This is a genomic window from Arthrobacter crystallopoietes, from assembly GCF_017603825.1.
Taxonomy (GTDB): domain Bacteria; phylum Actinomycetota; class Actinomycetes; order Actinomycetales; family Micrococcaceae; genus Crystallibacter; species Crystallibacter crystallopoietes_B.
The window spans coordinates 4,259,111-4,275,635 of sequence record NZ_CP072014.1 but is presented as its reverse complement, the minus strand read 5'-3'; the positions used below and the strand labels follow the sequence as shown (position 1 = coordinate 4,275,635).

At 66.8% G+C, this 16,525-nt stretch carries 15 protein-coding genes; 9 read left to right on the top strand and 6 right to left on the bottom strand.

Translation table 11 applies throughout. From position 1 onward, the window contains the following. Nucleotides 1–10: 10 nt before the first annotated feature. Nucleotides 11–1,234: an MFS transporter gene (locus tag J5251_RS19680; RefSeq protein ID WP_139007213.1), complete on the top strand. Its 1,224-nt coding sequence runs from the start codon at nucleotides 11–13 to the stop codon at nucleotides 1,232–1,234. Here the strand turns inward: J5251_RS19680 and J5251_RS19675 are convergent. After that, the gene (locus J5251_RS19675; RefSeq protein WP_139007214.1) at nucleotides 1,209–2,117 is read right to left on the bottom strand and encodes a phosphatase PAP2 family protein; all 909 of its coding nucleotides are present in this window, start codon (nucleotides 2,115–2,117) and stop codon (nucleotides 1,209–1,211) included. The two genes, J5251_RS19680 and J5251_RS19675, sit on opposite strands and share 26 nt — an antisense overlap. Before the next feature lie 96 nt (nucleotides 2,118–2,213). On the opposite strand from J5251_RS19675, the gene J5251_RS19670 reads away from it, so the two are divergent. The 4 genes from J5251_RS19670 to J5251_RS19655 all read left to right on the top strand — a co-directional run bounded on the left by J5251_RS19670 (nucleotide 2,214) and on the right by J5251_RS19655 (nucleotide 8,440). Next, nucleotides 2,214–3,209 carry an o-succinylbenzoate synthase gene (locus J5251_RS19670; protein ID WP_139007239.1) on the top strand — a complete coding sequence of 332 codons (996 nt, stop codon included), beginning with the start codon at nucleotides 2,214–2,216 and terminating at the stop codon, nucleotides 3,207–3,209. A gap of 214 nt (nucleotides 3,210–3,423) precedes the next feature. Further along, entirely contained in the window at nucleotides 3,424–5,514 is a 2,091-nt protein-coding gene (locus tag J5251_RS19665; protein WP_139007240.1) for a PhoX family protein, read from the top strand. Between the two features lie 94 nt (nucleotides 5,515–5,608). Then, nucleotides 5,609–7,489, top strand: coding sequence for a 2-succinyl-5-enolpyruvyl-6-hydroxy-3-cyclohexene-1-carboxylate synthase (menD, locus tag J5251_RS19660; RefSeq protein WP_139007215.1), 1,881 nt, complete (start codon nucleotides 5,609–5,611; stop codon nucleotides 7,487–7,489). 63 nt (nucleotides 7,490–7,552) lie between these two features. Further along, nucleotides 7,553–8,440 carry an intradiol ring-cleavage dioxygenase gene (locus J5251_RS19655; protein ID WP_139007216.1) on the top strand — a complete coding sequence of 296 codons (888 nt, stop codon included), beginning with the start codon at nucleotides 7,553–7,555 and terminating at the stop codon, nucleotides 8,438–8,440. 55 nt (nucleotides 8,441–8,495) lie between these two features. Here J5251_RS19655 and J5251_RS19650 read toward each other — a convergent pair whose 3' ends face one another. The 4 genes from J5251_RS19650 to J5251_RS19635 all read right to left on the bottom strand — a co-directional run bounded on the left by J5251_RS19650 (nucleotide 8,496) and on the right by J5251_RS19635 (nucleotide 12,404). Further along, a complete protein-coding gene (locus tag J5251_RS19650; RefSeq protein WP_139007217.1) occupies nucleotides 8,496–9,254 on the bottom strand; it encodes an amino acid ABC transporter ATP-binding protein in 759 nt (252 codons plus the stop codon). Between the two features lie 3 nt (nucleotides 9,255–9,257). Then, on the bottom strand, nucleotides 9,258–10,043 hold the full coding sequence (locus J5251_RS19645) for an amino acid ABC transporter permease (protein ID WP_170837956.1): 786 nt from the start codon (nucleotides 10,041–10,043) through the stop codon (nucleotides 9,258–9,260). A gap of 73 nt (nucleotides 10,044–10,116) precedes the next feature. Further along, nucleotides 10,117–10,926, bottom strand: a complete 810-nt coding sequence (locus J5251_RS19640; RefSeq protein ID WP_139007218.1) for a basic amino acid ABC transporter substrate-binding protein — start codon at nucleotides 10,924–10,926, stop codon at nucleotides 10,117–10,119. 173 nt (nucleotides 10,927–11,099) lie between these two features. After that, nucleotides 11,100–12,404: an isochorismate synthase gene (locus J5251_RS19635; protein WP_139007219.1), complete on the bottom strand. Its 1,305-nt coding sequence runs from the start codon at nucleotides 12,402–12,404 to the stop codon at nucleotides 11,100–11,102. Between the two features lie 147 nt (nucleotides 12,405–12,551). Here J5251_RS19635 and J5251_RS19630 point away from each other — a divergent pair, with 147 nt between their 5' ends. Genes J5251_RS19630 through J5251_RS19615 form a run of 4 tightly spaced genes read left to right on the top strand, consistent with a single transcriptional unit; the run spans nucleotide 12,552 to nucleotide 16,028 of the window. Further along, nucleotides 12,552–13,313, top strand: coding sequence for a demethylmenaquinone methyltransferase (locus J5251_RS19630; protein WP_139007220.1), 762 nt, complete (start codon nucleotides 12,552–12,554; stop codon nucleotides 13,311–13,313). A 2-nt stretch (nucleotides 13,314–13,315) separates the two neighbouring features. Next, nucleotides 13,316–14,653, top strand: a complete 1,338-nt coding sequence (locus J5251_RS19625) for a geranylgeranyl reductase family protein (protein ID WP_139007221.1) — start codon at nucleotides 13,316–13,318, stop codon at nucleotides 14,651–14,653. Between the two features lie 9 nt (nucleotides 14,654–14,662). Then, the gene (locus J5251_RS19620) at nucleotides 14,663–15,763 is read left to right on the top strand and encodes a polyprenyl synthetase family protein (protein ID WP_139007222.1); all 1,101 of its coding nucleotides are present in this window, start codon (nucleotides 14,663–14,665) and stop codon (nucleotides 15,761–15,763) included. After that, entirely contained in the window at nucleotides 15,744–16,028 is a 285-nt protein-coding gene (locus tag J5251_RS19615) for a hypothetical protein (protein WP_139007223.1), read from the top strand. Before J5251_RS19620 ends, J5251_RS19615 begins: the two co-directional genes overlap by 20 nt. A 20-nt stretch (nucleotides 16,029–16,048) precedes the next feature. Here J5251_RS19615 and J5251_RS19610 read toward each other — a convergent pair whose 3' ends face one another. Next, on the bottom strand, nucleotides 16,049–16,525 hold the full coding sequence (locus J5251_RS19610) for an HIT family protein (protein WP_139007224.1): 477 nt from the start codon (nucleotides 16,523–16,525) through the stop codon (nucleotides 16,049–16,051).

The following is a 16,525-nucleotide window of genomic DNA, read 5'->3' as shown; positions in this document are numbered from 1 at the left end:
TGGTGCTGAGCTGAGGCCCGATGCGAGTTTCAGCCTCCGCCGGATTGCCGTGCCGGCGTATGGCCCGTCCCTTCTCTACGGAGTAGGCCAGGGTGCCATTCTGCCGGTAGTGGCCCTGAGCGCCAGGGATCTCGGGGCCACCGTGGCTCTTGCCGCGCTGATGGTTACGCTGCTCGGCGTCGGCTCGCTGGTGACCAACATTCCGGCGTCGATGCTCACGGCACGGTTCGGCGAGAAGTGGGCGCTGGTAGCGGCGTCGCTATGGTGTGCAGCCGCTATGCTCCTGGCCGTGGCGGCCCCACACATCACGGTCTTCGCGCTGGCCGTCTTCCTGATCGGCATGGGCGGATCCGTTTTCCTGCTGGCCCGCCAGTCGTACCTGAGCGAGGCCGTGCCGGTAAATTTCCGCGCCCGTGCGCTGTCCACTCTCGGCGGCGTGCACCGAATCGGGATGTTCTTTGGTCCGTTCGCCGGCGCGGTCGTTATTGGGTTGGCTGGAACCGCCGGCGCCTACTGGCTGGGCGCGGTTGCCTTCCTCGTAGCCGCGGGAATCTCGTTGACGGTCCCCGAACTGGAGGTGGCGCGCACTGACTGCGACGGCGAAGAACCGGCGCGGCCGAGCATGCGTTCGATTGCCCGCAGCCACCGCCGCATTTACCTGACCATCGGGATCGGCATCCTGCTGATCGGGGCCGTCCGCGCATCGCGCAATGTTGTGATCCCGCTATGGGGCGACAGCATCGGCCTGGACGCGGCGACGACGTCGGTTATTTTCGGGCTCTCCGGCGCGGTGGACATGCTGGTGTTCTACCCCGCCGGAAAGCTGATGGACCTCAAGGGGCGGCTGGCCGTGGCCATCCCGTTCCTGACCGTCATGAGCGGAGCGTTGTTCCTCATCCCGTTCACCGCCACCATGCTGGGCTTCCTGCTCGCGGCGCTGCTGATCGGACTGGGCAACGGGCTAGGCTCGGGCATTGTCATGACCCTCGGTGCGGACTATGCGCCGCCGGTGGGCCGGGCGCAGTTCCTTGGCTTCTGGCGGCTGCTCAGCGACATCGGCATCATGGGCGGTCCCGCGCTGCTCAGCCTCGTGACGGCCGCGGTTTCCCTGTCCGCCGGCATCTGGATGACCGCCGGGCTGGGGCTGTTGGGTGCGGTGGCGATGGCCTACTGGATCCCGCGCACCGGGCCGCTGGAGCCGGAGCCGGTTATTTCCGGCGGGACTGGAAGCTGAAGAGCCAGATCAGCAGGGCGCTGAGCAACATGCCGGCCCCGACGATTAAGCCCATCCCGGCCCAAAAGAACAGCGGCAGCCGTCCGTCGCCCGGCGTCGGCGCGGCGCCTATTTGCTGGATGAACCAGTAGAGCGCCGCGGCCAGGCCCAGCCCCAGGAGCGCCAGCAGCCAGCACAACCGGGGCCACAAGGGCGAGGACGACCAGTGGCTGCCGTAGCCGTGGAAGAAGTTCCAGCCATCGCCCGAACGCAGCACCAGCGGACCTGCCACCAGGGCCCAGAAGCCGGCCACCAGGAACGCCGCGACCACGTCGGCCGGACGGTGCCAGCCGTTGATGAGCGTGGCCGCACCCGCGAGCACGGCGTAGGCGCCGCCGGCTGCTGCCGCAAAGGGCCGCCAGCGGGGCGATACCACCAGGAAAATGGCCATCGCCGCGGCCGCCGCAATGGTGGTGTGGCCCGAGGGCAGGGAGTTGTGTTCCAGCGTGGGGACACCGCGATCGGGCCGGTCCAGGATGAGGTTCTTCAGGATCCAGGTGCTGGCGGCCGAGGCGGCGACCACGCCGACCGCAATGCCGGCCGCCCGCCAGCGGCGCCGGGCGAGCGCCACCACCAAGAGAACGACGGCGGCGAGCGCCACCGAGATATCGGGCAGCAGGTCCAGGAAATCCAGGAAGACCCCGCGGCCCAGCCGCCAGCCGGCTTCCGCTTCGGCCCAGGCGGACTCGTCCGCGAACTGGCCCAGCGTGGTGCGGACAAAGGCGTAGTACGTGAAGGCAAACGCGGCTGCGCAGAGGACGGCGCCGAGCCAGAACAGGATGGGACTTCTGCCCGCCCGTCGGCGGGCGGCGGGCCGGGCCCTGCTCTTCTGCTGGTTAGTCATCGCCTTCAAGGGTCGCATAATTTGCTGGACGGATGCCGACAGCCACGCCCTCATGCCCCGGCGTAGAGTGGAATAGTGACGATCGAGCCCTTAAAGATGCCGACTTTGGACGAACTGCTGGCCACGGCGCGGGTGGTCTCGCTCCCTATGAAAGTGAAGTTCCGCGGGGTGCTCCGGCGCGAGGTGATGCTCTTCAACGGTCCGGCGGGCTGGACGGAATTTTCTCCTTTTACAGAGTACGACGACGGCGAGGCGGCTTCGTGGCTGCGCGCGGCTGTGGAAGCGGGCTGGCAGGGTTTCCCCGAGCCGGTTCGCACCAGCGTCCCGGTCAATGCCACCGTTCCCGCGGTTGCCCCGGAGGACGTGCCGGCCGTGCTGGCCCGTTATGACGGGCCGAAGACGGTCAAGATCAAGGTTGCCGAGCGGGGCCAGAGCCTCGAGGATGATGTTGCCCGGGTGGAGGCGGTGTCGGCAGCCGCGCCGGCCTCGGCCCTGCGGGTGGATGCCAACGGTGGCTGGGATGTTCCCACCGCCGTCGAAGCGTTGACGCAACTGGCCGAGTATGGGCTCGAATACGCCGAGCAGCCCGTTCCGGATATTGATGGCCTGCGGCAGGTGCGCCTTGAACTCAGGCGCCGCGGTATTGGCACCCTGATTGCTGCGGACGAGAGTGTGCGGAAGGAAAGCGACCCGCTCCTGGTGGCACGGGAAGAGGCGGCAGACCTGATCGTGGTCAAGGTACAACCCCTGGGCGGGGTGCGCCGCGCCCTGGATATTGTGGCCCAGGCGGGCCTGCCCGCCGTCGTCAGTTCCGCCTTGGACTCGTCCGTGGGAATCAGCGCCGGGGTGGCGCTGGCCGCGGCGCTGCCCGAACTGCCCTACGCCTGCGGCCTGGCCACGGTTTCGCTGATGGACGCAGATGTGACAAGCCGGCCCCTGGTGCCGGCAGGCGGCGAACTGCCGGTCCGCACGGTGGAGGTAGATGAGGATTTGCTGGAACGGTACGCGGCACCGGCCGAGCGGCAGCAGTGGTGGACCGAGCGGCTCGAACGCACATATAGGACGCTGGCTGAGGTGGCAGCCGCGAGGTAGGGGATGGATGGGGTGGCCGGATGAGAGGTGGCGGTTGATGCGGCCGGGGAAGAGAATGGCCGGGAAGGGCTGGCCGGAAGGGCCGGATGGCGAAAGCTAGGCTTGACCGCGGAGGGTTCGCCCCGCCGTCGTTGGTTGTTTGCTTGTTGTTTACTTAGCCTCGGCCTGTTGGTCGGATTGCGCTGAAATGGTGAAAGCCGTTCGCAACCGTTCGATGTGGAAGGCCTCTGAAGTGTCTGATCTGAAAAAACGCCTGCTGCCGATGCTGGGACATACCTCCGGCAAGCGCAGCGCCATGACCTGTGCGCTCAAGTGCGACAATGCCTGCGCCAAGGGCGTGTGCAATACCTCGGACAACAACTACTTCCGCGACATCGTCTCCGCCGAATTCTCCCGGCGGAACATGCTCGGCGTCAGCGGTGCCGGCGTCGTGGCACTGATGTTCGGCGGGGGAACGGCCGCGGCCAACGGCTCCGCTGCCGGTCTGGCTCCTGCGGCCAAGCAGGGCTTTGGCTCCGGCAACGCGAGCAAGCTCAAGTTCGCCGGTATCGACGGCGTGCCCAACACCGTCGACGACGTGGTGGTGCCCAAGGGCTACAACTGGGAGCCGGTCATCCGCTGGGGCGATCCGCTGTTCCACGATTCCGCCGAGTTCGACCCGGAAAACCAGACGCCGGAGTCCCAGGCCGGCCAGTTCGGCTACAACTGCGACTACCTCGATATCATCGAGATTCAGGGCAGCAACGGCAAGCGCGGTGTGCTGTTCTCCAACCACGAATACACCAACGAGAACCTGATGTTCCCGCCGGACATGGACATCAGCCAGGTCCGCAAGACCGCCATGGCGGCGCACGGTCTATCCGTGGTCGAGGTGGAGCGCAAGGGCAAGGGCCAGCCGTGGAAGTATGTACGCGGGGCGGAGCTGAACCGCCGCTTCCTGATGGACACCGAGTACCGGCTGACCGGTCCCGCAGCCGGTTCGGACCTGCTCAAGACCAAGGCCGACCCGAGCGGCCGCGCGGTGCTGGGCACGCAGAACAACTGCGCCGGCGGCACCACGCCATGGGGCACCATCCTCTCCGGCGAAGAGAACTTCAACCAATACTTCAAGGTTTCGGCGCCGACGGATGAGCAGCGCCGCTACGGGCTGACCAACTCCAATCCGTCCCGCGGGTGGCACGTCGAAGAACCGCGCTTCGACACGGACACTGCCGAGGGCAAGAACGAGGACAACCGCTTCGGCTGGATCGTGGAAGTGGATCCGTTCGATCCGAAGTCCACGCCGCGTAAGCACACCGCGCTGGGCCGTTTCAAGCACGAGGGCGCCAACGTCACCATCGCCAAGTCCGGCCATGCCGTGTCCTACTCGGGCGACGACGAGCGCTTCGATTACCTGTACAAGTTCGTCTCCAAGGACACGTACCGCGAGGGCGACAAGAAGCACAACATGACGCTGCTGACCGAGGGTGACCTCTACGTGGCCAGCTTCTCCGGCAACTCCCCGGCGAACCAGATTGACGGTTCCGGCGTGCTGCCCAGCGATGGTGCCTTCGACGGCGTGGGCCACTGGATCCAGCTGACCCACAACAACAAGTCGCTGGTACCGGACATGGAGATCGACCAGGTCCTGGTTTACACCCGGCTGGCGGCGGACAAGATGGGGGCCACCAAGATGGACCGCCCGGAGGACGTGGAGATCAACCCGGCCAACGGCAAGATCTACGTGGCCTGCACCAACAACACCAACCGCACGGCTGCCCAGGCCGACGAGCCGAACCCGCGGGCCAACAACCGCCACGGCCACATCGTCGAGATGACCGAGACCGGGGACCAGACCTCCACCGAGTTCGCCTGGAAGCTGCTGCTGGTCGCCGGTGACCCCGAGGTGGACGAGAGCGTCTACTTCAACGGCTACCCGGCCGACCAGGTCCAGCCGCTCTCCTGCCCGGACAACCTCGCGTTCGACTCGGCCGGCAATCTGTGGATCTCCACCGACGGCCAGCCCGGCACCATCCAGCGCAATGACGCCCTGTACCGCGTCACCATGGAAGGCCCCGAGATGGGCAAGGTGGAGCAGTTCATGGCAGTTCCGATCGACGCCGAAACCTGCGGCCCGGTCATCCACGACGAGGACGGCTTGGTCTTCGTGGCGGTCCAGCACCCGGGCGAGGACGGTTCCTGGGACCAGCAGCGCTCGCTGTTCCCGGACTACCTGCCGGCCGGCACGCCCTCGGGCAAGGGCGGCCTGCCCCGCCCGGCCGTGATCCAGATGTTCAAGGGCAAGAACGGCTTCGTCGGCCGCTAGCACCTGGCGCCTAGTGCCCGGCAGCAGCGGCACAACAGCGACCCCGCGGCCGCGTCCACCTTGGTGGGCGCGGCCGTCTGCCTAGGATGGACAGGTGACCGTTGAACTGAACGCCCTGGATGCCGCCCGCTCCGCTGTCAGCGCCCTGTTGGACGGTGGGGTGCGCGATGTGGTGATCGCGCCGGGTTCGCGCAGCGCCCCGCTGGCTTATGCCCTCGCCGAGTCCGAGGCACGCGGGGAGCTGCGGCTGCACGTGCGGATCGACGAGCGGGCCGCCTCCTTTACCGCGCTGGGCCTCTCGCTGGGATCCCTGCGCCCGGTGCCGGTGGTTACGACGTCGGGCACCGCTGTCGGTGAACTCCTGCCTGCGGTGATGGAGGCCAACCACGCCGGCGTAGAGCTTGTGGTGCTCACGGCGGACCGGCCCGAGGAACTGCGCGGCACAGGCGCCAACCAGACCACCAGCCAGCCGGGAATTTTCGGGCGGCATGTCCGCTACGCGGTGGACGTGGCTGCGGGCGAGGACCCGGCAGAGGCCATCAATTCCGGGCTACTGGCGGGCAAAGGCATCCCGGTCGCACCGGTGGAAACCGTACAGGCCACGCACACTTTGACCGCCACGCCCTCGCGTGGACACCATGGCCTGCACGGGGCCGATCATCATCAGGGCGCCGTTGGTCCGGTGCACGTCAACCTGGCGTTCCGCGACCCGCTGGTGCCGGCAATGAACGACGGCGGGGCTCCGGCTTCGTCCCTCGAGTCACCTGCCGCCGGGGTGCAGCAGATCGGGGGGCCGCAGGCGCCGGCCGGGCGGCCGGCCCCAGTCGCCCTCAGGGAGGAGCCAACCGAGGCCGCGTCCACTGCTCCAGCTGCGCCGGCAGCTGAACCGGCGGAGGAACGGCGGACCGTTGTGGTTGCCGGCCACGGTGCCGGTGCCCAGGCGGAGGCATTCGCCCGCGCGCACCGGCTGCCGCTGCTGGCCGAGCCGTCGTCCAATGCGCGTTTCGGGCGTAATGCCATCCCGGCATACCGGCTGCTGCTGGGGCATCTCGGCGCTGACATCGAGCGTGCCGTGGTCTTCGGCCGGCCGACGCTCTCCCGGCCGGTGGCCGCCCTGCTGGCCAGGCCCAACGTCCAGACGGCACTGTTCATGCCGGAGCCGGTGGCCTGGTTCGAACCCGGCCGGCGCCGGGAACGGATCATCAGCGAGCCGGCGGAACTCTCCACCTTCTCCGGCACCGGCCCGGCCGGGTGGCTGGAGCGCTGGCAGGACGCCGGCGCCGCAGCCGTGCCGGCCATAGGAAAACTGCTGGACCAAGCGCCGGGCCTCACCGGACTGCATGTGGGCCGCGTGGTCTGGGCCACTGCGCAAGGCCGGCTGGTGCTCGGGTCCTCCAACCCGATCCGCGATGTAGATCTTATGGGCGCTCCGGCGCCGGAGCCGGCGGCCTTCGTCCACGCCAACCGCGGTTTGGCCGGGATCGACGGCACCATCTCGACTGCCACCGGCATCGCCCTGGGCGCCGGCCGGCAGACCACCGTCCTGCTGGGCGACCTGACCTTCCTGCACGACGCCTCCGGCCTGTTCCTCGGTGACGGCGAAGCGGAACCGGCGCTGCGCATCGTCGTCGTCAATGATGCTGGCGGCGGGATCTTCTCGCTGCTCGAACACGGCGAGGTGGGCGGACGCGCGGACTATAGCGCCGCCGTCGAACGCCTCTTCGGGACCCCGCATCAAGTGGACCTGGCCGCTATCGCCGCAGCCTATGGAGTGGGCTACCGGCTGGTGGAGGATGAAGCCTCGCTGGAGGACGCGCTGCTGGAGCCGGTGTCCGGCCGCAGCATCCTGGAGGTCCGCACGGACCGGGCCGCACTGCGGCAGCTGCATGCCGCGATAACGGAGACCGTGGGAGCAGCACTGCGCGGCCGGATGCCCGAAAGGCCTCGAACGTTGCCTCAGGTAACTCCCAGCTGATGTCGGGTGTGACCGCGGACCAGGCATAGCCGAAGCATAGGGTTCCCGGCTAGAAAGGAACCCATGACGCACAAGACGCCCCACCCTGACCACGACCGCGGACTCGAATTCGATCTGACGACGCTGAGCCGCCGGCGCACGCTCGGCTTGTTCTTCGGCGCCGGCACGATGGCTGCCTTGGCGGCCTGCACTCCCTCAGGCACTACCAACGGTTCAACGACGACGGCGGCCACATCACCTCCCGCTGCTGCTCCGGCCTCGGGAACGGCCTCGCCCGGTGCGGCTACGCCGTCGTCCACCATCACCCGAGCCATCGCCGAATGCGGGGCGGAAATGCCGGATGAAACCGCCGGGCCCTTCCCCGGGGACGGCTCCAACGGCCCCAACGTACTGGAGGCGTCCGGCGTGGTCAGGAGCGATATCAAGTCCAGCTTCAACGGTTCGACAACGACGGCGGAGGGAGTGCCGCTGAAATTCACGCTGACCCTGCTGGACAACGCCAACGGCTGCAAGGCGCTCGCCGGGGCAGCGGTTTATGTCTGGCACTGCGACCGGGAGGGCCGGTACTCGATCTACGATTCCGGGCTGGAAGGCGAGAACTTCCTGCGCGGCGTGCAGGAAGCCGATGCCAACGGCCAGATGACGTTTACGACCGTGTTTCCCGGTGCCTACAACGGACGCTGGCCGCATATCCACTTCGAAGTTTTCGAGTCCATGTCCAACGCCACGAATGCCGGGCAGATCCTGAAGGTCTCGCAGATCGCCCTCACGGAGGCGGCCTGTACGGACGCCTACGCCGCCCCCGGGTACGAGACAAGCCGGCAGAATTTCCCGAATACGACGCTGGCCACGGACAATGTCTTCGGCGACGACGGCGCCATCTACCAGCTGGCCACGATGTCAGGTTCCGCGGCCGAGGGCTACACTGCCTCGCTGAATGTCACCATCTGAATCCGAGCTGCCGGTCAATGGCCGGCAGCTCGGAAATCCGGACGCTGGGCCAGGGTCAGAGCACCTTGGAGAGGAAGGCCTTGGTGCGCTCGTGCTGAGGATTCCCCAGCACGTCCTCGGGCTTGCCTTGCTCGACCACAACTCCGCCGTCCATAAAGACCACACGGTCGCCCACTTCGCGGGCGAAGCCCATCTCATGGGTCACCACCATCATGGTCATGCCCTCGTCGGCGAGCTGGCGCATGACTTCCAGTACGTCGCCCACGAGCTCCGGATCCAGTGCGCTGGTGGGCTCGTCGAAGAGCATCATGTCAGGGTTCATGGACAAGGCCCGGGCGATCGCCACACGCTGCTGCTGGCCGCCGGACAGCTGGGCCGGGTACGCGTTCTCCCGGTTGTCCAGCCCGACTTTGGCCAGGTTGCGCCGGGCGGTTTCGACGGCCTCGGACTTCCCGCGCTTCTTGGCCCGCTGCTGGGCCAAGGTGAGGTTGCGCAGCACGCTCAGGTGCGGGAAGAGGTTGAACTGCTGGAACACCATGCCGATGCGGGTACGGATCTTGTCCAGGTCCGTTTCCTCGTCGGTGATGTCCACGCCTTCCACCAGGATGGTCCCCTTGGTTGGTTCCTCCAGCCGGTTCACGCACCGCAGCAGCGTGGACTTGCCCGAGCCGGACGGCCCGATGACGCACACCACTTCGCCCTGGTCGACGTGGAAGTCGATGCCTTTGAGGACTTCGTTGTCCCCGAAGCTCTTGTAAAGGCCCCGGACCTCGATTGCGGGACGGTCCTTTCGCAGGGAACTCTCCGTCGCCATGGCTTACCGGCCTCTCTTGTTGTGTCGTTCAAGCTTGGCCACCAGCTGGGTGAGCGGGAGCGTGATGATCAGGTACATCAGCGCCGCCACCATCAGCGGTGTCGCGTTCGCCTGCTGTGAGACGGCATCGCGTGCGAAGGTGGTCAGTTCCCGCTCGCTCAGTGCCATGCCGGCGATGAACAGCAGCGAGGTGTCCTTGATCAGGATGACCAGTTCGTTGGTCAGCGGCGGTGTGATGATGCGGAAGGCCTGCGGCAGGACAACCGACACCATGGTCCAGCTGGGGTTCATACCCAGGGAACGGGCGGCCTCGCGCTGGCCCGGGGGAACGGCCTCGATGCCGGCGCGGATGGTCTCTGCGATGTACGCTGCGGAGACCACAATCAGGGCGATCAGACCGGCACCAGCGCTGCCTCCCGGCGGCCGCCAGTCGAAGGCGATCGGCACGGCGAACGCGAAACCGAAGATCACCAGCAGTGCCGGCAAACCGCGGAAGATTTCGATGTACGCGGTGGCTACCCAGCGATAGGGACCCACGGGGGAGAGCTTCATGAGCGCCAGCAGCAGGCCGAAGATCAAACCGCCGACGAAGGCGATCGCGGTGTAGACAATCGTGTTCTTCGCAGCGATCAGGATGACTTCGGGGAAGGCTGCGGCAGCAACCTCGGGGTTGAAGAAGTTGGTTTGGATTGCTTCCCAGTCGGCGACGAATACGACGGCGGCGACGGCAAGGATGAAAATGGCGTAGAGCACGCCGCGGAACAGGCGCCTACGGGTAGACGGTTTCACATTCAGGCCTTCCAGAGGTCTTCAGGACAAGCTTCGCCCCGGACAGCTGATCCGGGGCGAAGCTGTAAGGGCGTTACTGGGTGAAGTACTTGTCGTAGATCTCCTGGTACTTGCCGCTCTCCCGCAGTTCGGCCAGCTCGGCGTTCACTGCCTCCAGCAAGGCCTCGCTGCCCTCTTCCTTTACAGCGAAACCGTAGGACTCATCCGTCGGGTATTCCTCGACGATCTCGTACTTGCCGCCCTCCAGATGGCCGAGGTTGACCGGAAGGTCCTGCAGCACGGCGTCGACGCCGCCCGACTGCAGCGCCGGGAACAGCTCGGCATCCGACGGGTAGGCGCGGACCTCGGTGTCGGCCGGGACGTTCTCGCGGGTGTACGCCTCGCCGGTGGTGCCCTGCTGAACGCCTACGGACTTGCCGGCCAGATCGCCGATAGCCTTGATATCCGAATCGGCCGGAACCAGCAGCGACTGCAGCGAGTCGTAATACGGCTCGGAGAAGTCGATGTTCTCTTCGCGCTCTTCGGTGATGGTCATCGCGCTGGCGCCGATGTCGCACTGTCCCGAGGCCAGCACCACGCCGGACTGCAGAGCGTCGAAGCCAACATCCTGGATCTGCGTGTCCAGGCCCATGCCCGTGGCGATCTCGCGGATGAGATCCATGTCGTAGCCGGTGTATTCGCCGTTTTCCTCGAACTCAAACGGCGGGTACGGAATGTCGGAGCAGACGGTGAGCGTGCCCGGGGTGACCAAGCCAAGCTCGTTGCCTTCGGCAGCCTGGGAGCCGCCGTCCGAAGACGAGCCCCCACCGCACGCGGTGAGGGCCAGGGTGCCGGTGGCAAGGACGGAGAATACCTTGACCGCGGTGGATGCGTTTTTCCGCATTGGCTTTCCTACCTGTTCTTTGATGAAAAATCCGGCTTAAGTCTAGCCGTAACATTCGGTAACGGGTGATATGCATCACAGGCTACATTGATTGCCTATTAGTCAACAAGCCGGACTCGCTCAACTGTACAAATTGTTATGCGCCGCGACCAGCTGGAGCGCTTCGGCGACGGCTAGCGGCGCAGGCCCAAGGCTTCAATCATGGGCCTGAACTTGGCCCAGGTTTCCGCCAGTTCCGCTTCCGGGGTCGAAGCGTCCACAATCCCGCAGCCGGCGTAGAGCCGCACACGGGTGGGGCTTTCCACTACTGCACCGCGCAGGGCAATGCCCCATTCGCCGTTGCCGGCGCCGTCTGTCCAGCCCACCGGACCGGCGTAGGGTCCGCGGTCCATCTGCTCGAGTTCGCGGATCAGCGCGCCGGCCACCTCGGTGGGCGTTCCGCACACCGCCGCCGTGGGATGGACGGCTTCGGCCAGTTCCAACGACGACGGCGCGTGGCCGCCATTGGTGGACAGCTCCGCCGACACGTCGGAGGCCAGATGCCACACGTTGGGCAGTTCGAGCACAAAGGGCTCGCTGTGCGAGGTCATCTCGGAGGTGTACGGCTCCAATTTGCGCGTCAAGGAGTCGATGGCGATCTCGTGCTCGTGTTGCTGCTTCTCGGAGCCGGCGAGCACCCGTTCGGCGTAGGCGGCGTCGGACTCGCCGTCGATCTTGTGGGTGTTGGCGCGGTCCAGCGTCCCGGCCAGCACCCGGGCGCGGGCCACGTTGTTCTCTACCTTGATCAGCATTTCCGGAGTGGAGCCGATGAGGCCGTCCACGCCGTAGGTCCAGCAGTCCTGGTAGCGGATGGCCAGTTCGCGCAGCACCTGGGCGGTGGCGATGGGGGAGGAGAGCTCGGCGATCACGTCGCGGGCGAGCACCAGTTTGCTCAGTCCGCCGCCGGAGATTTTCTCCACGCCCGCTGCGACCGCGGCTTTGAAGGCACTTTCGGAAACCTGCCCGGGGTGCAGGCGGTCGGCGGTTTCGGCGCCGCGCTCGGCGGAAATTTCGTCCAGCCAGCCAGCCAGTGCGGCCTCGGCCGTCTCGGCGCTGAGGTTGTCGCCGTCGTCGTCAGTTATATAGGTCAGCCAGCAGCCCTGTTCGCCGAGGCCCACAACAACCTGCGGAACAATCAGCCGCGAGGCGTGGCCGGAAGTTTTGGAGAAGGCGAACGAACCGAAGGCCACCAGGCCGGTGCCGGGCAGGCCCACCGGGTTGTCCACCTCTGCGTCCTGCTGCAGCTCCCGCCACCAGCGGGCCGCGGTTTGGAAGCGGCCGGGACCGACATCCGTGAACCGGGCGACCTCGCCGAAACCGACCAATCCGCCTCCGCGGCGAACCCAGCAGAGCACGTCGTCGCGGACCAGATAGTCCATTATTCCGGTCGGTGAAGAGTGCTCACCGAGGTCAACGGTGACGGCGCGCAGGGAGGTCATAATGACTTCAAGGTTACCCCGCCGGCAGCGCACCACAGCACCGGTGCAAGCTGGCCCACACCCGCCGTTGCGCGGTGATGGCGCGGCTCCCGCGCCGGGTCTCGGGACGCGGCAAACCAGCGCGGCAAACTTTGAGACAATGAACGGGTGAACCGTGCATCCCTGGACAAGCGCCCTGATGAAGTAGCAGCCATGTTTGATGACGTCGCGCCGAAGTACGACGTCGTCAATGACGTTCTGTCCATGGGGCAGACCCGGCGGTGGCGCCGGATTGTGGTGGACGCCGTCGGCGCCAAGCGGGGCCAGCGCGTCCTGGATCTGGCCGCCGGAACCGGCACCTCCAGCGAGCCTTACGCCGATGCGGGCATCCACGTGGTGGCCTGCGACTTCTCGCTGGGCATGCTGCAGGTGGGCAAGCGCCGCCGCCCGGACATCGACTTCGTCGCCGGGGACGCCACCAACCTGCCGTTCGCCGACAACTCCTTCGACGCCGTGACCATCTCGTTCGGCCTGCGCAATGTGAACGAACCGCGCAAGGCGCTCCAGGAAATGCTGCGCGTGACCAAGCCCGGCGGCCGGCTGGTCATCGCCGAGTTCTCCTCGCCGACCCTTCCAGTCTGGCGCACCATGTACACCGAATACCTGATGCGGATGCTGCCGGCCATCGCCAGCAAGATCTCGTCCAACCCGGACTCCTATATCTATCTGGCCGAATCCATCCGCGCCTGGCCCAACCAGAACGAGCTGGCCCAGTGGATCGCCGAGGAGGGCTGGCAGGACGTGGCGTACCGCAACCTCACCGGCGGCATCGTGGCCGTGCACCGCGCCCGAAAGCCGGGCCGGACGGAAGCGGCCAACGCCGACGCCCAGAGCGCGCTGCGCCGCCGGGGCACGAGGGCTGCGCTGTAACCGTGCCCGTTCTGATTGTCGGGGCCGGACCTGCCGGCTCAACCGCTGCCTACTACCTGGCCAAAGCGGGTATTGAAGTTACCGTGCTGGAAAAGACGTCATTTCCGCGCGAGAAAGTCTGCGGCGACGGCCTGACCCCGCGCGCCGTCCGCGAGGTCCAGTTGCTGGGCCTGCCGCACGAGGAATCGGCCGGCTGGCGGCGCAACAAGGGCCTGCGCCTGATCGCCGGCGGCCGGCGGCTGGAACTTGCCTGGCCGGAGCTCTCGGACTTTCCGGACTACGGTTTGATCCGCACCCGGCTGGGCTTCGACGAGGAACTGGCCCGCCATGCCGAGGCTGCCGGGGCCACGGTGTTGGAACGCCATTCCGTTTCCACTGCATTAAGGAACGACGCCGGCCGGGTCACCGGGGTGCGCGCCAACATCCTGGATGAACGCGGCCGGAAGACGGGGCAGACGCAGGACTTCAGCGCCGACGTCGTACTCGCAGCCGACGGCAACTCAACCCGCACGGCCCTGAGCCTCGGCATTGAAAAACGCGATGACCGGCCGCTCGGTGTGGCCGTGCGGACCTACTTCACCAGTCCCCGGCACGACGATGACTGGATGGAGGGCTGGCTGGAACTGCCCGATGCCCAGGGCAACCCGCTGCCTGGCTACGGCTGGGTCTTCGGCGTCGGCGACGGCACCTCGAACGTGGGCCTAGGCATCCTGAACTCGTCGCGCTCCTTCGGCAAGCTGGATTACAAGCAGGTGCTGCGGGACTGGACCGCCGCCATGCCTGCCGAGTGGGGCTACACCCCGGAGAACCAGGTTGGCGAGATCCGCGGCGCGGCCCTGCCGATGGGCTTCAACCGGACTCCGCACTACTCACCCGGACTGCTGCTGCTCGGCGACGCCGGCGGCATGGTCAGCCCGTTCAACGGCGAGGGCATTTCCTACGCGATGGAATCGGCCCGCTACGCCGCGGAATTGATTGCCGACACCTTTGGCCGGCTGGGCGGTTCACAGGGCCAGATCCTCAGCCAGGCCGGCTTCGATTCCTCGCTCGCCCGCTACGCCGGGATCATCCAGGGCCACTGGGGAAGCCACTTCACGCTGGGCCGCGTTTTTGCCGGCCTGATCGGAAAACCTGCCATCATGAAGCTGGCACTGCGGACCGGAATGCCGGTGCCGGTGCTGATGCGCTTCGTGGTGCGGATGCTCGCCAACCTGACGGACCAGGACGGCAAGGGTTTTGAGGATAGAGTTATTCATCTGCTGGAGAGACTCACGCCGCCGGCATCCAACCAAGGCCTTTCCACGCACAGCCGCACCCCATCTGCCCCGACGATTAGTTAGTGTTATACAGTGACTGACGCAAAACCGAGCTGGACTCCTGCAGGTGCCGGCGTGCCGGACTCCCTGGAGCTGGACACGGCCACCGCCGCCCTCGCCACCAGCCTGAACCTGCCGGCGGGCTTCGCCCCGGTGGCCCAGGATCCCGCTCTCGGGCCCGCCGTATCCACGGCCCTGGCCCGAGTGGAGAAGCGGCTGCGTGCCGCCATCGCGCACTCGGATCCGCTGGCGGACACCACCAGCCGGCACCTCGTCGAGGCCGGCGGCAAACGCATCCGCCCGCTGCTGACCATCCTGGCGTCCCAGCTGGGGGAGGGCCCCGTGCCCGAGGTGCTCCAGGCCGCCGTCGTTGTTGAGCTGACTCACCTCGCTACCCTGTATCACGACGACGTGATGGACTCAGCCCCCTACCGCCGCGGCGCGCCCACGGCCCATGAGGTCTGGGGCAACCAAGTGGCGATTCTCGCCGGCGACCTGATCTTTGCCCGCGCATCGATCCTGGTCTCGGAGCTCGGCCCGGAAGCCGTCAAGATCCAGGCCCGCACCTTCGAACGGCTGGTGCTGGGCCAGCTGCACGAAACCGTGGGACCGCGCGAAGACGAAGATCCCGTGGAGCACTACCTTTCGGTCATCGCGGACAAGACCGGTTCGCTGATCGCGACCTCGGGCCAGCTGGGTGCGATGTTCGCCAACGCCGGTTCCGATGTGGTGGACATGATGCTGGAGTACGGCGAAAAGGTCGGCGTGGCCTTCCAGCTCGCGGACGACGTCATCGATGTCACCGGGCTGAAAGTCAAGTCCGGCAAGTCGCCCGGCACCGACCTGCGCGAGGGCGTGCCCACGCTGCCGGTTCTGCTGCTGCGCCAGGCCGCCGCGGCCGGCGACAGTTCGGCGGCCTCCGTACTCAAGCTGGTGGACGCGGACCTGACGTCGGACGAGGCCCTGGCCCGCGCCGTCGAAGCGCTGCGCGAACATCCGGTGACCGCCGAGGCCTGGACCGTGGCCCGCAAGTGGGCGGATGACGCGAAATTGGCCTTGGAACGGCTGCCGGAAAGCACCGTCAAGCTGGCCCTGACCGCGTTTGCCGAGGCGGTTGTCGACCGCGACGTCTGATCCCGGAACGGCCTCGGCCAATGCCGGACTCGAGGAGCGCAATGCCACGCCTGCCACCGTGAGCGGCACCGAGCACGACGACCACCTGGGCGTCCTGCGGTTCGACTTCGGCGGGGACAGCAAGGACCTGCAGCATGTGAGCTGGGACGAATGGTTCAAGACCTTTGACGAGCGCAGGCTGAACTTTATCTACCAGGAACAGCGCACCGACGGCACTGACTCCAACTTCTTCCGGCTGGAGAACCCTAACCGCGAAGACGCCTGACGCACTCCGGCTGCGGGCGGTCAGAGCTGCGACATGACCGCCCGCAGTTCGGCGGCCTTGCGTGCCCGGATGGCGGGATCCACGATGGGCCGCTGCGGCGTGAAGTACAGTCCGTCGTCGTGCCAGCGGGGCAGCACGTGCTGGTGGTAGTGCCAGACGTGCTGGCTCCCGGCGGGCTCGTTGTGCTGGCGGGTGGTAATACCGTCCGGTTGCCACGCCTTCTTCATGGCGACGGCGATGTCACGGCTCAGCGACGCGATCTCTGACAGGACATCGTCGGGCATGTCGTAGAGCAGCTCGAAGTGTTCCTTCGGCCCCACCAGCACGTGCCCGGGTTCGGGCTCGAAGCCGTGCGAAGCGATCCAGGCTATGGCCAGTCCCGTCGAGGCTACCATGTCCTCCGGACGGCACAGATTCGTCTGGAAACGGAACTGCCCGGAGGCCAAGTCGCAGAAGGGGCACTGGTAATTTTCGGGTGCGTGGCTCGGCCAGATCAT

What these genes read in the sequence shown, in the direction of transcription:
- J5251_RS19675 (WP_139007214.1), bottom strand. Translation starts at nt 2,117, where the DNA reads ATGACTAACCAGCAGAAGAGCAGGGCCCGGCCCGCCGCCCGCCGACGG.
- J5251_RS19670 (WP_139007239.1), top strand. Translation starts at nt 2,214, where the DNA reads ATGCCGACTTTGGACGAACTGCTGGCCACGGCGCGGGTGGTCTCGCTC.
- J5251_RS19665 (WP_139007240.1), top strand. Translation starts at nt 3,424, where the DNA reads ATGTGGAAGGCCTCTGAAGTGTCTGATCTGAAAAAACGCCTGCTGCCG.
- J5251_RS19655 (WP_139007216.1), top strand. Translation starts at nt 7,553, where the DNA reads ATGACGCACAAGACGCCCCACCCTGACCACGACCGCGGACTCGAATTC.
- J5251_RS19650 (WP_139007217.1), bottom strand. Translation starts at nt 9,254, where the DNA reads ATGGCGACGGAGAGTTCCCTGCGAAAGGACCGTCCCGCAATCGAGGTC.
- J5251_RS19640 (WP_139007218.1), bottom strand. Translation starts at nt 10,926, where the DNA reads ATGCGGAAAAACGCATCCACCGCGGTCAAGGTATTCTCCGTCCTTGCC.
- J5251_RS19635 (WP_139007219.1), bottom strand. Translation starts at nt 12,404, where the DNA reads ATGACCTCCCTGCGCGCCGTCACCGTTGACCTCGGTGAGCACTCTTCA.
- J5251_RS19610 (WP_139007224.1), bottom strand. Translation starts at nt 16,525, where the DNA reads ATGATCTGGCCGAGCCACGCACCCGAAAATTACCAGTGCCCCTTCTGC.